Source organism: Allobosea sp. MMO-172, from assembly GCF_037147855.1.
In the GTDB taxonomy this organism is placed as follows: domain Bacteria; phylum Pseudomonadota; class Alphaproteobacteria; order Rhizobiales; family Beijerinckiaceae; genus Allobosea.
The window spans coordinates 221150-235494 of the sequence record NZ_JBBCUM010000002.1; the positions used below are offsets into that span (position 1 = coordinate 221150).

The 14345-nt window shown below is 67.1% G+C and carries 14 protein-coding genes; 5 read left to right on the forward strand and 9 right to left on the reverse strand.

The annotated features are described in order from the left end of the window. Nucleotides 1-25 precede the first annotated feature (25 nt). The 5 genes from WFK61_RS04250 to WFK61_RS04270 form a co-directional block, all read right to left on the reverse strand. The gene (locus WFK61_RS04250; RefSeq protein WP_336810288.1) at nt 26-1141 is read right to left on the reverse strand and encodes an alginate O-acetyltransferase AlgX-related protein; all 1116 of its coding nucleotides are present in this window, start codon (nt 1139-1141) and stop codon (nt 26-28) included. Between the two features lie 5 nt (nt 1142-1146). Continuing rightward, the gene (locus WFK61_RS04255; protein WP_336810289.1) at nt 1147-2979 is read right to left on the reverse strand and encodes a carbamoyltransferase family protein; all 1833 of its coding nucleotides are present in this window, start codon (nt 2977-2979) and stop codon (nt 1147-1149) included. 8 nt (nt 2980-2987) lie between these two features. Continuing rightward, nucleotides 2988-3137: a DUF5989 family protein gene (locus WFK61_RS04260; RefSeq protein ID WP_176168560.1), complete on the reverse strand. Its 150-nt coding sequence runs from the start codon at nt 3135-3137 to the stop codon at nt 2988-2990. Between the two features lie 17 nt (nt 3138-3154). Continuing rightward, a complete protein-coding gene (locus tag WFK61_RS04265; protein WP_336810290.1) occupies nt 3155-3574 on the reverse strand; it encodes an SxtJ family membrane protein in 420 nt (139 codons plus the stop codon). Nucleotides 3575-3855: 281 nt separating this feature from the next. Beyond that, nucleotides 3856-5091 (reverse strand): MFS transporter, encoded by a 1236-nt coding sequence (locus tag WFK61_RS04270; RefSeq protein ID WP_336810291.1) that lies wholly within the window; start codon nt 5089-5091, stop codon nt 3856-3858. 378 nt (nt 5092-5469) lie between these two features. Between WFK61_RS04270 and WFK61_RS04275 the strand changes: the two genes are divergently transcribed. After that, nucleotides 5470-6183 carry an orotate phosphoribosyltransferase gene (locus tag WFK61_RS04275; RefSeq protein ID WP_257733587.1) on the forward strand — a complete coding sequence of 238 codons (714 nt, stop codon included), beginning with the start codon at nt 5470-5472 and terminating at the stop codon, nt 6181-6183. A gap of 99 nt (nt 6184-6282) precedes the next feature. Continuing rightward, nucleotides 6283-6822: a TIGR00725 family protein gene (locus WFK61_RS04280; RefSeq protein WP_336810292.1), complete on the forward strand. Its 540-nt coding sequence runs from the start codon at nt 6283-6285 to the stop codon at nt 6820-6822. A 12-nt stretch (nt 6823-6834) separates the two neighbouring features. Here the strand turns inward: WFK61_RS04280 and WFK61_RS04285 are convergent, their stop codons facing one another. Then, on the reverse strand, nt 6835-7338 hold the full coding sequence (locus WFK61_RS04285) for a MarR family winged helix-turn-helix transcriptional regulator (RefSeq protein ID WP_336810293.1): 504 nt from the start codon (nt 7336-7338) through the stop codon (nt 6835-6837). Nucleotides 7339-7383: 45 nt separating this feature from the next. Here WFK61_RS04285 and WFK61_RS04290 point away from each other — a divergent pair, with 45 nt between their 5' ends. Then, nucleotides 7384-8271 (forward strand): alpha/beta fold hydrolase, encoded by an 888-nt coding sequence (locus WFK61_RS04290; RefSeq protein ID WP_336810294.1) that lies wholly within the window; start codon nt 7384-7386, stop codon nt 8269-8271. A gap of 157 nt (nt 8272-8428) precedes the next feature. On the opposite strand, the gene hemH is transcribed toward WFK61_RS04290, so the two are convergent. Further along, nucleotides 8429-9493, reverse strand: coding sequence for a ferrochelatase (hemH, locus tag WFK61_RS04295; protein WP_336810295.1), 1065 nt, complete (start codon nt 9491-9493; stop codon nt 8429-8431). 283 nt (nt 9494-9776) lie between these two features. Here hemH and WFK61_RS04300 point away from each other — a divergent pair, with 283 nt between their 5' ends. Beyond that, on the forward strand, nt 9777-11297 hold the full coding sequence (locus tag WFK61_RS04300; protein ID WP_336810296.1) for a bifunctional metallophosphatase/5'-nucleotidase: 1521 nt from the start codon (nt 9777-9779) through the stop codon (nt 11295-11297). Beyond that, nucleotides 11294-11992, forward strand: a complete 699-nt coding sequence (gene ung, locus WFK61_RS04305; RefSeq protein WP_336810297.1) for a uracil-DNA glycosylase — start codon at nt 11294-11296, stop codon at nt 11990-11992. Before WFK61_RS04300 ends, ung begins: the two co-directional genes overlap by 4 nt. A 128-nt stretch (nt 11993-12120) precedes the next feature. Here the strand turns inward: ung and WFK61_RS04310 are convergent, their stop codons facing one another. Beyond that, nucleotides 12121-13353 carry a phenylacetate--CoA ligase family protein gene (locus WFK61_RS04310; protein WP_336810298.1) on the reverse strand — a complete coding sequence of 411 codons (1233 nt, stop codon included), beginning with the start codon at nt 13351-13353 and terminating at the stop codon, nt 12121-12123. A gap of 44 nt (nt 13354-13397) precedes the next feature. Further along, nucleotides 13398-14243 carry an ABC transporter ATP-binding protein gene (locus WFK61_RS04315; RefSeq protein ID WP_336810299.1) on the reverse strand — a complete coding sequence of 282 codons (846 nt, stop codon included), beginning with the start codon at nt 14241-14243 and terminating at the stop codon, nt 13398-13400. Between the last annotated feature and the right edge of the window lie 102 nt (nt 14244-14345).

A 14345-nucleotide genomic window follows, 5' to 3' on the forward strand; every position in this document is an offset into this window, starting at 1 on the left:
GCTGTCCGAGCGGGCTTTCGAAACCTCAGGGCTGCGCCGCCAACGCCGCAGCGACCGCCCGGCCGGCTACGGCATGGCCATAGGCGTTCCAGTGGGCGTCCGAGGCGAAGGCGAAGGGCTTGTGCTTGGCCGCCCATTCAGCCGCGAAGACCGGGTGCAGGTCGAGGAAAGGCACGCCATGCCTGGCGGCAGCCGCGGCGGCGATGGCATTCAGCTTGAGCGCGGGACTATCGTCGCGGCCGGCTTCGATCGCGGCGCGGTCGCCGTCCATCACCAGTTGCAGGCGGGCGCCGGCGGCTTGTGCCAGCGCCTTGAGGCGGCCAACGACGTGGTCGGTCGCCGCCTTCACATCAGCCTCCCGAACCAGCACCGCGCCGATCTCGACATTGGCTGCATAGCCGCCTTCCGCAGCGCGGGCCGGCCCGAGGATGGCGTCGACGATCGCCTGCGGACGCACCTGCCAGCGATAGAGGAAGAAGCCGCTCGTCGCCGTCCGCCTCAGAAACTCGACCGGCCCCGGGCGCCAGGGCGTCGGCGGCAGCTCGCCGACAACCTTGCCGTTCTGGACGTCGAGCTTGCGGAAGCTCGACGTATAGCGGCCCGGCCTGAAGACGAAGCTCTCGTCGAAATCATTGTGGACCAACAAGACCACGATCGTATCCGGCCGCGCCTGCACGACTTCCTGCTGGACCATCTGGACATACTGGCTCATCGGCGCGCCGGCGATGCCATAGCGATAGGTCTCGACCGGGCCGGTGAAGGCAAGCGCTTCGCCTGCGGCTTCGGCGAGACTGCGATCGAAGGGGACCTGCAGCGCCTCGACGAAACTGTCGCCGACGAAGGCAATGCGCCGCACGCCCGGCCGGCGCTCGCGCGGATAGGTCGGCAGCGGCGAGTTCCAGCCCTCTCCATTGATCGAGAACGGCGCATCGACGTCGTCGCGCACCCGCCAGTGTCCGCTCTGGCCGGGAGCGTAGCGCACCAGCTCATTGACGAAGGCGTTGCGTGGCACGTCCGAGCCCGGCAGCACGAAGCGGAAGACCACGAATTCGCAGAAAGCGAGGAAGATGACGACGGTTCCCGCCATCACCGCGAGATTGACGAGCAGGCCGCGCAGGCGTGAGCGGGTACGGGCGGCCATCGGCGTCAATCCAGCTCGAAGCGTGAGGTGTAATCGAGCGCCAGCGCCGGGTCCTGCCGTTCCTTGCGCAGGACGCAGGTGCCGACCACCAGCATCTCGATATCCGAGCCCATGAAGCAGCGGAAGGCATCCTCGGGCGTGCAGACGATCGGCTCGCCGCGAACGTTGAAGCTGGTATTGACCAGCACCGGGCAACCCGTCGCCGCCTTGAAGCCGCCCAGCAATGCGTGGAAGCGTGGATTGGTCTCGGCATGCACGGTCTGGAGCCGTGCCGAATAGTCGACATGGGTCACGGCCGGAATCTCGGAGCGGGCCACATTGAGCTTGTCGATGCCGAACAGCGTCTCCTCCGCGGCGGTCATGGCGCGGCGGCGCTCGCGGCGGACCTCCGCGACCATCAGCATATAGGGCGAGACGCCCTCATGCTCGAACCAGTCACCGACATCCTCCGCCAGCACGGCCGGCGCGAAGGGGCGGAAGGATTCGCGGAACTTCACACGCAGATTGAGGGTCTTCTGCATGCTCGGGCTGCGCGGATCGCCGAGGATCGAGCGGCCGCCCAGGGCGCGCGGGCCGAACTCCATCCGGCCCTGGAACCAGCCGATAGCCTTGCCGGCGACGAGTCCCTCGACCGTCTGCGCCAGCATGCCGGCCTCGTCGTGCTCCTCGAAGACGGCGCCGACGGCGCGCAGGCGCCCGGCGATCTCCTCCGGCGCGAAAGCCGGCCCCAGATAGGAGCCCGCCATGCCATCGAGGCCCGCGGTGACGGTTCGCGGCTGCGCGAACTGCCTATGATGGGCGGCGAGCGCCGCCCCGAGCGCGCCGCCGGCATCGCCCGAAGCGGGCTGCACCCAGATATTGGCGAAGCTGCCGTCGCGCAGGATCTTGCCGTTGGCGACGCAGTTCAGCGCGACGCCGCCGGCCAGGCAGAGATTGCGCTCCCCTGTCTCGGCCGCGAGCGAGCGCGTCATGCGCAGGACGATCTCCTCGGTGACGGCCTGGATCGAGGCGGCGATGTCCATGTGGAACGGCGTCAATTGCGCCTCGCCCGCTCGCGCGGGCTCGCCGAACAGCGCCTCGAACCGGGCATTGGTCATGGTGAACCCGCCCATGTAATCGAAATAGCGCTGGTCGAGCCGGAAGCTGCCGTCCGGCTTGAGGTCCACGAGATGGTCGAGGATGGTCTGCGCATGTACGGGCCGGCCGTACGGGGCAAGCCCCATCAGCTTGTACTCGCCGGAATTGACCTTGAAGCCGGCATAATGGGTGAAGGCCGAATAGAGCAGCCCGAGCGAATGCGGGAAGTGCAGCTCCTTGACGATGTCGAGCGCGGCTCCGTTGCCAAGGGCGACCGAGGTGGTCGGCCATTCGCCGACGCCGTCGAGCGTCAGCACCAGGGCTCGCTCGAAGGGGGAGGGATAGAAGGCGCTGGCGGCGTGGCTGAGATGGTGCTCGCTGAACAGGAGCTTCGCCGGATCGAACTCGGCATCGAGCGCCTTCAGCTCGTCGCTCAGCAGGCTCTTCTGGAACAGCTTCTCGCGCAGCCAGAGCGGCATCGCCGTGAGGAATTGCCGGAACCCGCGCGGCGCCACCGAGAGATAGGTCTCGAGCAGCCGCTCGAATTTGACGAAGGGCTTCTCGTAGAAGACCACCGCATCGAGCTGCGACAGCTTCAGGCCGGCTTGCGCCAGGCAAGAGCCGATCGCCTGCACGGGAAAACCCGAGTCATGCTTGATGCGCGTGAAGCGCTCCTCCTGCGCGGCCGCGACCGGCACGCCGTCGATGACCAGCGCCGCTGCGGAGTCGTGATAATACGCGGAAATGCCGAGGATGCGCATCGCGTCCGTCAGAACAGCGTGTAGATGAAGGGAGCGACGGCCGAGCCCTTGGTGAGCACGACGAGCCCGCCCATGACCACCATCATCACCACGATAGGGATGAGCCAGTATTTCTTGCGGGCGAGCAGGAACTCGGTGATTTCGCGGAGGAAGGACAAGGGCGCGGCTCCTGTTCTCAATACTGCTTGGTCATCGGGCCGGGCCCGGCGGGATCGCGCGCGATCCAGTAGCTTTTTGCGCCATGGTCGAAGTTCGTCGGAATCGGGCGCTTGCCGAGCAGGCGCATGATCAGCCCGATCGGCGTGAAGACAAGGAAGAACATGGCGCCCATGATCAGCGGCGTCATGATCTTGTGCAGCAGAAGGCCGAAGCGGAACCAGAGTGCGTTCAGCGGTTTCAGCACCGCCGGAACCAGCAGCGCCGCGCCGGCGAACACCGCCGAGGCGCTGCCCCAGCCGAGGACGAAGCCGCTATGGCCGCGCCAGAGCGCGAGCAGCGCGAGGATCGCGAAGAAACCGGCCATGACCAGTCCGAACTGCCGTTCGCTGGACTTGTTGACGGTCTCTTCCGTTCCGCGCCGTTGAAAATCGGACATCGCCCACTCCGCTCGTGACCCTTCGGACTTCGTTCGGCCGGTGCCGCATCGATGAGGGCAGCGGGGGCTCCTTAGAGTATCGGGGGGAAAAGTGGAATCCCGATTCTCTGGCGGGCCGGTACCGGAGAATGGCCGGATCGCCGTTTTGCCTCCGACGGAGGCATGGTGATCCCGCATGCGGGGAGGAAGACGGTCCCCGTTTTTGGAAGGCACCTATCCTCAAACGCAGGAGGGCGCCGATCGGCGCCCTCTGTATTCGTATCCGAAGCTTTCCGTCCGCCTCAGGTCAGCTCGGCGCCGCGCTTCTCGGGGATGAGGAGCCACATCGCGATCAGGTCGAGGACGTAGAGCGCGGCGAGCAGCGCGATGGCGGTTTGGAAGCCGTGGGTCGCGGCGATCGCACCGACGACCACGGGGCCGAAGCCGCCGACGCCGCGGCCGATATTGAACAGCACGTTCTGCGCGGTGGCGCGCGCCGCCGTCGGGAAGAGCTCGCTGATCAGCGCGCCGTAGCCGCCGAGCATGCCGTTGACGAAGAAGCCCATGACCGCGCCGCCAACCAGCAACTGCATGGGATCGGTCAGGCGCGAATAGACCATCACCATCACGGCGGCGCCGATCATGTAGCCGAAGAAGGCCGGGCGGCGGCCGATCCGGTCGGCGATATGGCCGAAGGCGAAGATGCCGAGCGCCATGCCGGCGATGGTGACGGCCGTCCACAAGGCCGACTGGGTGAGCTGGAAGCCGAACCGCGTGGCGAGGTAGTTCGGCAGCCAGATCATCACGCCGTAATAGCCGAAGTTCTGGACCGAGCAGAGGATGACCATGCCGAGGCTGAGCTTCGCGGTCTCGCGGTCCTTGACCAGCAGGCGCAGCGCCGATTCCTTCGGCCGATCCTTGGAGCGGGCGACGAAGACATCGGGCTCGTGCAGGGAGTGGCGGATGAAATAGGCGGCGATGGCCGGCAGGATGCCGATGGCGAACATGCCGCGCCAGCCGATCGAGGGCAGCAGGAGCGGGGTGGCGAGCGCCGCCGCGAGCACGCCGACCTGCCAGCCCAGCCCGACATAGGAGGAGGCGCGCGCCCGCTTCGAGGCCGGCCAGGCCTCGGCGACCAGCGCCATGCCGATGCCGAACTCGCCGCCGAGGCCGAGGCCGGCGATGGTGCGGTAGAACAGCAGGTCCCAGTAGCCCTGCGCCAGCGCGCACAGGCCGGTGAAGACGGCGAAGAGGACGATGGTCCAGGTCAGGACGCGGACGCGGCCGAGGCGGTCCGAGAGCATGCCGAAGCCGATGCCACCGAGCACGGCGCCGACGAGCGTCGCCGTGACCAGCGAGGCGGCCTGCGCCTGGCTGAGCTGGAGATCGGCCGAGATCGCGCGCAGCATGAAGCCGAGGATCAGCAGGTCGAACCCGTCCATGGCATAGCCGATCGCAGCGCCCCACAGAGCCTTGCGCGCCTTGCTGTCGACCTCCGTCGGCGCCGATGGCGCGGCCGCCATTTGCAGTTCACTCATGATTCAAGCCCCTTGCTGCTGCTCCGGCCAAGCGCTGCGGAGCGACGATGCCGGCCCGGCACCGCCCAAAATCGGATGATTTTGCCATCTCATGCGATATGAGCCGGCGCAACGATCGTTGGCGAGGGAGCCTGTGGATGCCGTGGGAATCGCCATGACGGTCGTTTTTCGGCAACGCCTGGCCATCTTGCCGCGGGGCCGGTGGCTGGAGACCCGCATCCGGCAGAACAGGGCTGCCGGCCATCGCGAAAATCGCCATGCGGAGGGATTGACCTGCCGGGCAAGGGCGATCAGAAGGGGCCGTTTGCCAATTCGACCCGCCCCAGAGCCCTTGCCGTCCCCGGCGAGCGGCGTCGCTCAGCCCGGAGACACCGCGCCATGTCCAACCTGTTCACCCCCACCGACAGGGCCGAGATCGCGCGCGAAGCGGCCAAGATGCTGCTCGAAATCAAGGCCGTGCATTTCTACAGCGACAAGCCCTTCTTCTTCACCTCGGGCTGGGCGAGCCCGGTCTATATCGACTGCCGCAAGATCATCTCCTATCCGCGTCTGCGCTCGACCCTGATCGATTTCGCGGCGACGACGATCGTGCGCGACATCGGCTACGAGTCGCTCGACATTATCGCTGGCGGCGAGACGGCGGGCATTCCCTTCGCCGCCTGGATCTCGGATCGCCTCTCGCTGCCGATGCAGTATGTCCGCAAGAAGCCGAAGGGCTTTGGCCGCAATGCCCAGATCGAGGGCTCGGTCGTCGAGGGCGCGCGCACGCTTCTGGTCGAGGATCTCGCCACCGACGGGCGCAGCAAGGTCAATTTCGCCGAGGCGCTGCGCACGGCCGGCGCCGATGTGCAGCACTGCTTCGTGCTGTTCTATTACGACATCTTCCCGAAGAGCCGCGAGCTGATGACCGAGATCGGCATCAACCTGCACTACCTCACCACCTGGTGGGACGTGCTGGCCGTGGCCAAGGAGAGCGGCCATTTCGAGCCGAAGATCCTGGCCGAGGTCGAGAGCTTCCTGAACGACCCCGCGACCTGGTCGGCCAAGCATGGCGGCATCTCAGCCTTCGGCGAGGAAAAGAAGCCGGCCTGAGCCGTGGCGCCAGAGTTGCAACTGCGACTCGATACCAAGAACGGGCGGTTGCATGACGGGCGCGGCCGGATTTTCGATCCGGCGGCGCGGCGCTGGAAAATGACGGCAGTGGCGTCGTGGGGAGAGCCTGTCTCGCCCACGCGTGCCCTGCTCTGGCTCCAGCGCGACAGTGGGACGCCGTTGCGCGCGCCCGTCGCCGTGATCGGGACGCGCACGCCGACCACGCCTCAGATCGATGCTGCGTTCGCCATGGGGCGCTTGCTCGCCGAACATCGTGTCACCGTGCTGTGCGGCGGTCGTTCCGGAGTGATGGAAGAGGTGTGCCGCGGCGTGGCGGAGGCCGGCGGACTGTCGATCGGGCTCCTGCCGGACGATGAGCCGGAAGCGGCCAACCCTTATGTCACCGTGCCGCTTGCGACCGGCATCGGCGTCGCCCGCAATGCCCTGATCGCCCGGGCGGCCAGCTGCCTCGTTGCGATCGGCGGGGGCTACGGCACCTTGTCCGAGATCGCCTTCGCGCTCCAGTTCAAGCGCCCCGTCTTCCTGCTCGAAGGTGCGCCTGCGGTGGATGGCGCGCAGGCCTGCCCTGATCCGGATGCCGCGCTCGACCGGGTGGCGCGGGCGATCCTGGCGCTCTGACGGCGCTGGACTTCAGGCTTTGTCGGTGCGGCCTGCGGCAGCGCTGCTGCGTGCCTCTAGCGCCTTGCCGACGCGGCGCATCGCCTCGCCCGCGGCGTTGCATTCCTCGTCGGTGAGGACCTGCATCATCGCCTCGATCTCGGCGACATGGATCGCCATCGCCTTGCGGGTGATCGCTTCGCCGGTGGACGTGAGCCAGAGGCGACGCAGGCGCCGGTCAGCCTCGTCGTTGCGCCGTTCGATCAGGCCGCGCTTTTCCAGCACCGGCAGCAGCATGCTCATGGCGCTGCGCCCGACCAGGAGCTTCTCGGCCAGGGCCTGCTGCGAGAGGCCGGGGGCATGGAAGATGTTGGCGAGCACGTCGTAATGCGCGAGCTGGATGCCGAGCGGCGCCAGCGACTCTGTGAGCACCTTCTCCCACATGTTATGGGCGCGGGCGATCGAGACCCAGTTGCGGAAGCGCGGCAGGTCCCAGGGCAGGGTCTGCGTTTCGGAAAGCTCTTGCTTTTTGTTCATGGCTGAACATAATAGTTCAGCGTTGAACAAAATCGGATCTTCGCCATGAGCGCTTCCGCCCTCCGTTACATGCGCCCGCTGGTCCGGGCTGCGAGCTTTGTCGCTCCGCGCACGGCTGGCCGGCTGGCCTTCCGCCTCTTCTGTACCCCGCCGCGGCCGGCAAAGCGAAACGGAAACGGCGGCGCCGGAGAGCAGGCGCTGCCGGCAAAGCTGCGGCAGGCCAGCCCGCGCGCGATTCCCTTCCCCTGCGGGAGCGTGCAGGCCTATGTCTTCGAGCCGGAAGGGCCGGCAATGCGGACGGTGCTGCTGGTCCATGGCTGGACCGGGGATGCCGCCTCGATGACCGGTTTCGTCGAGCCGCTATTGGCAGCGGGCTTCCGGATCGTCGCTTTCGACCTGCCCGGTCATGGCGCCTCGACCGGGCGCGAACTCAATATTCCGCTGGGTGTCGCGAGTCTTGCGGCGGTGGCGCGGGTGTTCGGGCCGTTCCACGCGATCGTCACGCATTCCTTCGGCGGTGCGATCACGCTCGCGGCGCTGGCGGGCTCGGTCAGGGGGCAGCCCGTGGTCAGCGCGGACAGGCTCGTGCTGATCGCCGCGCCGTCCTCGGTCACAGGGATCACCCGGCAGTTCGGCAATGCCATCGGGCTCGGCCGGCGCGGGCAGGCGGCGCTGGAACGACGCATCCATGTCGTCGCCGGCAACCCGGTCGAAGCCTTCGAAGGGTCGCTCCAGCTCAAGGCGATCGGGCTGCCGACGCTGGTGATCCATGACCGGCAGGATCGCGAGCTCGGCTTCCAGCATGCGCAAGCGCTGGCCGAAGCCGGCCCGCGCGTCCAGCTGGAGGTGACGGAAGGGCTGGGCCACCGTCGCATCCTGAAGGCGCGGCCCGTGGCCGAGAGCGTGGCCCGCTTCATCGTAGGCGAGCGTTAGAGCGCACCAAATTTGCTCGGAACCACCTCGTCATCCCGGGCTTGCCCCGGGATCCATCGGAGGGCTCCGCGCTTTACGATGGATCCCGGATCGGCGCGGCTACGCGGCTTGTCCGGGATGACGGCGCAGTTCCGTCAGAATTCACCAGGGAGCTAGCTCAGAGCCAGCCCATCAGTTCGCGCTGGACGACCTCGGCGATGACGTCGATGCCTTCGCGGGAGTCGTTGAGGCAGGGCAGATAGGCGAATGTCTCGCCGCCATTATGCAGGAAGATCTCGCGGTTCTCGCCGTCAAGCTCCTCCAGCGTCTCCAGGCAATCGGCCGAGAAGCCGGGCGCGACGATCGCCATCGATTTCTTCCCGGCCTGGGCCAGCGCCTTCACCGTCTCGTCGGTATAGGGCTGGAGCCACTCGTCCGGCCCGAAACGCGACTGGAAGGTCAGCGGGAACTGCTCCTCGGAGAGGTCGAGCTCGGCCCGCAGCAGGCGCCAGGTCTTCACGCACTGGCAGTAATAGGGGTCGCCCTTCAGCAGGTATTCCTTCGGCATGCCGTGGAAGGAGCAGAGGATGACCTCGGGCGCGAAATCGAGCTTGGCGAGCGAGGCGCGCATCGAGCGGGCGAGCGCGCCGATATAGACGGGATCGTCGTGATAGGGCGGGGCGACGCGCACAGAAGGCTGCCAGCGCATCTGCATCAGCGCGCGGAAAGCCTGGTCACAGGCGGTCGCCGAGGTCGGCGCGGCATATTGCGGATAGAGCGGCACCAGCAGGATGCGGTCGCAGCCCTGGTCGAGCAGGGCCTTCAGGCGGCTCTTCACGTCGGGAAAGCCGTAGCGCATCGCCCAGTCGAAGACGACGCGCTCGCCGGCGAGCGGCTTCAGGCGCTCGGTGAGCTGTTCGGTCTGCGAGCGGGTGATCGTCTTGAGCGGGCCCTCGTTGCGCTCGTTGTTCCAGATCGAGGCGTAGTCCTTGCCTTTTCGGCCGGGCCGGGTCGAGAGGATGATCAGGTTGAGGATCGGCCACCATTTCCAGCGGGGCTCCTCGATCACGCGGCGGTCGGAGAGGAACTCCTTGAGATAGGCGCGCATCGGCCAATAGCCGGTGCCCTCGGGCGTGCCGAGATTCATCAGGAGCACGCCGATGCGTCCGTATTGCACCTTGGGATGATCCGGCGGCAGGGAAGCGGCTTCGCGGCCGGGCGCCGTGGCAATGTCAGCAGTCATGAGCGCGTGCTCTCCTTAGATCGCCGCGCGCCCTACCGGGCACGAGATGGCGATCTATCTCTTTCGCGAGCATCGGGTTTCTCCGAAAACCGGAATCCATTTTTCGGTCCGATGCCCTGACCTCGTGATTTAGACGAGTTCGCGCTTTCGTCCAGCCTCGAAACCCTTCGAAAGTCGAGGTGCGACACTGCCGCCTCCGGCTTCGTTCATCGCAGCTGCCTCTGGCCAGCCCGGGCGCACTCTTGCTAGTCTGGAGCGGTTCTCAAGACATAAGGCGCCCGCCATGACGAAGCTCACCCGCCGCAAGGCTCTCGGCGTCCTGGCGGCGCCTGCCACGCTTGCCGCGACCGCCCCCGTGGCGATGGCGCAGCAGCCGGCGCCGAGCTTCACGCTGCTTTTGCTCAACGACATCTACAAGATGAGCGACGACAAGGGCCGCGGCGGCTTCGCGCGGGCATCCGGCATCGCCAAGGCCGAGCGTGCCAAGGGCGTGCCGGTGCTGTTCTGCCATGCCGGCGATTGCTACTCGCCCTCGCTGATGTCGGGCTTCGACCAGGGCGCGCATATCGTCGCGATGCAGAACAAGATGGGCATCGACGTCTTCGTGCCCGGCAATCACGAGTTCGACTTCGGCAAGGAGAACTATCTCAAGCTGACGGCCGCGCAGAGCTACCCGACCTTTGCCGCGAACCTGCGCGACGCCGCCGGAAACGCCCTGCCCGGCCACAAGGATTCGCAGATCTTCGAGTTCGGCGGCATCAAGGTCGGTGTCATCGGCACGACCTATGATCCCACGCCGCAGCTCTCGAATCCCGGCGACCTGAAATTCTCCTCGACGATGGAAGCGCTGCGCCGCGAGGCCAAGGCCCTGAAGGGGCAGGGCGCCGATATCCTCGTCGCGGTCGTCCATGCCGACCGGGCCATGGATTACGAGATCGTGCGCTCGCGCGTGGTCGATATCCTGCTCACCGGCCACGACCATGACCTCGCCATCGCCTATGACGGCAAGGTGGTGATGGTCGAGTCGAACGAGGAGGGCAATTACGTCACCGCGATCGACATCGCCGCCAGCGTTCGCGGCGAGGGCGCGGCGCGCGTGGTGTCGTGGACGCCGACCTTCCGCGTCAACGATTCCCGCGCGGCGACGCCGGATCCGGAGGTCGCCGCCATCGTGAAGGGCTACGAGGCGGAACTCTCGAAGGAGCTCGATGTCGATATCGCGACGCTGGCCGCCCCGCTCGATTCCCGCACCGGCGTCATCCGCACGCAGGAAACCGCGATCGGCAATCTGATCGCCGACGCGATCCGCTCCGCGACCGGCGCCCAGCTCGCCATCACCAATGCCGGCGGCATCCGCGCCAACAAGCAATATGCCGCCGGGCAGAAGCTGACGCGCCGCGACGTGCTGAGCGAATTGCCTTTCGGCAACGCGACCGTGATGGTCGAGATCACCGGCAAGGACGTGAAGGACGCGATCGAGAACGGCTTGCGTGACGCGCCGCAGGGCGCCGGCCGCTTCCCGGTGGTGTCCGGGCTGAAGTTCGAGGCCGACCTCAAGCAGCCGCAGGGCTCGCGCGTGACGTCGGTCACGGTCGACGGCAAGCCGATCGATCCTGCGGCGAAGTATACCGTGGCCTCGAACAACTTCATGCTGGAGGGCGGCGACGGCTATACGGCGCTCGGCCGTGGCAAGACGCTGATCGGGCTCACCGACGGCAAGCTGATGGCGAACGAGGTGATGGTCTATGTCCGTAAGCTCGGCACCGTCGATGCCAAGGTCGAGGGCCGGGCGGTCCTGAAGTGAGTTGCAGCGAGGCGCTTGCAGCCTTCCTGGCGAGTGCGGCTTCGGAGGGCTGGCGGGAGTTGCCGGCCTTCGCCGCAGGCGGGGCCGCCGAGCGCGCCTGTGCCGCAGCCGATGCCGAGCGTGCGGCCGGGCATGTCGTGGCGCCGGCCCCGGAGCGCGTCTTCGCCGCGCTGGCACTGACCCCGCTCAACACGGTCCGCGCGGTCATCCTTGGGCAGGATCCGTACCCGACGCCGGGCCATGCCAATGGGCTCGCCTTTTCCTATGTCGGGCCGCCGCCGCTGCCGCGCTCGCTGGTGAATATCTACAAGGAGCGGGCTACCGATCTCGGTGAAGCCGCTCCGACCGACGGCGATCTGACGCGTTGGGCCAGGCAGGGCGTGCTCCTGCTCAACACGGCGCTGACGGTGCGCGAAGGCGCGAGCAAGGCCGGTTCGCATCTTTCGCTCGGCTGGGGTGCCGTGACGGATGCGGTGATCGCGGCGGTTTCGCGCGAGCGGCCGCATGTCGCCTTCCTGCTCTGGGGCGCGCCGGCGCAGACGAAGCGGCCGCTGATCGACGAGAGCCGGCATCTGGTCATCGCCAGTGCACATCCTTCGCCCCTGTCGGCGCGGCGGGGTTTCTTCGGCTCGAAGCCGTTCAGCCGGGCGAATGCCTGGCTGGAAGGGCAGGGCGAGAAGCCGATCGCGTGGTGACGGATACCACCGTCATGGTCGGGCTTGTCCCGGCCATCCACGTCTTCACTGATGCAATGCTGTGTTCAAGACGTGGATGCTCGCCACAAGGGCGAGCATGACGGTCCTGTTCGCTGCGGGACGGGATTTTATCCCACCGGCCGCTCGTCCGCGATGACCTTGCCGTCGTTCGGCAACGCACCGAGCGGCAGGATTTCCACGGCGCCTTTGAGCTTCGTCACCTGCTGCAAGGTCGAGGACATCGCATCGATCAGGCCGGCCGGTTCGGCATAGATCTCGGCTTTCAGCGTCATCGTGTCGGTCTCGTTGGCGCGGCCGACGACCAGGCGCAGCTTCGCGATCTCGGCATGGCGCTTGGCGATCTCGGCCACCTGCTCCGGCCGCACGAACATGCCCTTGATCTTGGCGGTCTGGTCGGCGCGGCCCATCCAGCCCTTGATCCGGGTGTTGCTGCGCCCGCAGGCGCTGACGCCCGGCAGCACGGCAGTGAGATCGCCGACGGCGAGCCTGATCTGAGGGTGATGTGGATCGAGATTGGTGATCACGACCTCGCCGACCTCGCCCTCGGGGACAGGGTCGCCCGTGCCCGGGCGGACGATCTCGACGATCAGGTTCTCGTTCAGCACCATGCCCTCGCGGGCCGAGGTCTCATAGGCGATGACGCCGACATCGGCCGTGGCATAGAGCTGATAGGCGTCGATGCCGCGCTCCCTGACCCAGGCCTGCAGCGAGGGCGGGAAGGCGGCGCCGGAGACGACCGCGCGTTTGATCGAGGAGATGTCGACGCCGCGCGTCTCGGCCGCCTCGATCAGGATCTTCAGGAAATCGGGCGTGCCGGCATAGGCGCTCGGCCGATAGGCGGAGATTACCTCCATCTGCTGCTCGGTATTGCCCGGTCCGGCCGGGATCACGGCGCAGCCGAGTGCGCGGGCGGCCGAATCCATGATGAAGCCGCCCGGCGTCAGGTGATAGCTCAGCGTGTTCAGCACGATATCGCCCGGGCGGAAGCCGGCAGCGTAGAGGCCCCGCGCGGCGCCCCAGGCGTCACTCGCCGTACCCTCGGGCTCGAAGATCGGGCCGGGAGAGGTGAAGAGCCGGCCGAAGGAGCCGGGCTGCTCCGCGACGAAGCCGCCGAAGGGCAGGGCCGCCTTCTGCAACGCGGGCAGTTCCGCCTTACGCAGGATCGGCAGGCTGGCCAGCGCCTTGCGGTCGGTGACCGTGGCGGGGTCGATGCCGGCGAGCCGCTCGGCATAAGCCGGCGCCTTCATGGCCGCTGCCAGCACTGCCGGCAGGCGGGCGAAGAGATCGGCCTCGCGCGCGGCAGGCGAGCGGGTTTCGAGCGCGTCGTGGTGCTCTGTCATGGCGGGGTCTCGTCTGTCGGGGTGCGGTGCCGGATCGCTTGGGGTCACGACAGCCAGCGCTTGCGGCGCTTGTAGCTCTTCACCTCGCGGAAGGACTTCTTGTTGCCCTCGGCGACGCCGAGATAGAATTCCTTCACGTCCTCGTTCTCGCGCAGCATCTTCGCCTCGCCGTCCATGACGACGCGGCCGGTCTCCATGATGTAGCCGTAGGTGGCGTAGCGCAGCGCCATGTTGGTGTTCTGCTCGGCGACGAGGAAGGAGACGCCCTCGTCGGCATTGAGTTGGCGCACGATCTCGAAGATCTCCTCGACGATCTGCGGGGCAAGCCCCATCGAGGGCTCGTCGAGCAGGATCATCTTGGGGTTCGACATCATCGCCCGGCCGATGGCGCACATCTGCTGCTCGCCGCCGGAGGTGTAGCCGGCCTGCGAGGAACGGCGCTGCTTCAGCCGCGGAAACAGGGTGTAGATCTTCTCGAGATCGCGCTTGATCGCGGCATTGCCGTCGCGGCGGGTGAAGGCGCCGGTGAGCAGGTTCTCCTCGATCGAGAGATGGCCGAAGCAGTGCCGGCCCTCCATGACCTGGATGCAGCCGCGCCGGACCAGCTCGTTCGGGGACATCTTGTCGACGCGCTCGCCGTCGAAGACGATCGAGCCCTTGGTGACCTCGCCGCGCTCGGCCTTGAGCAGGTTGGAGATCGCCTTCAGCGTCGTGGTCTTGCCGGCGCCGTTGGCGCCGAGTATCGCGACGATGCCCGCGCGCGGCACGGTGAGCGAGACGCCCTTCAGCACCAGCACGACATGGTCGTAGATGACCTCGATATTGTTGAGCGACAGGATGGTGTCGCTGGCGGTCGTGACAGCTGGCTTTTCGAGGGTGGCGGTCGACATTGAACCTCCAATCCTTCTCCCCTTGGGGGGAGAAGGTGGCCCGGCGTCAGCCGGGTCGGATGAGGGAAGGACGGATGAGGAGAGTGCCAGACTTCCCTCATC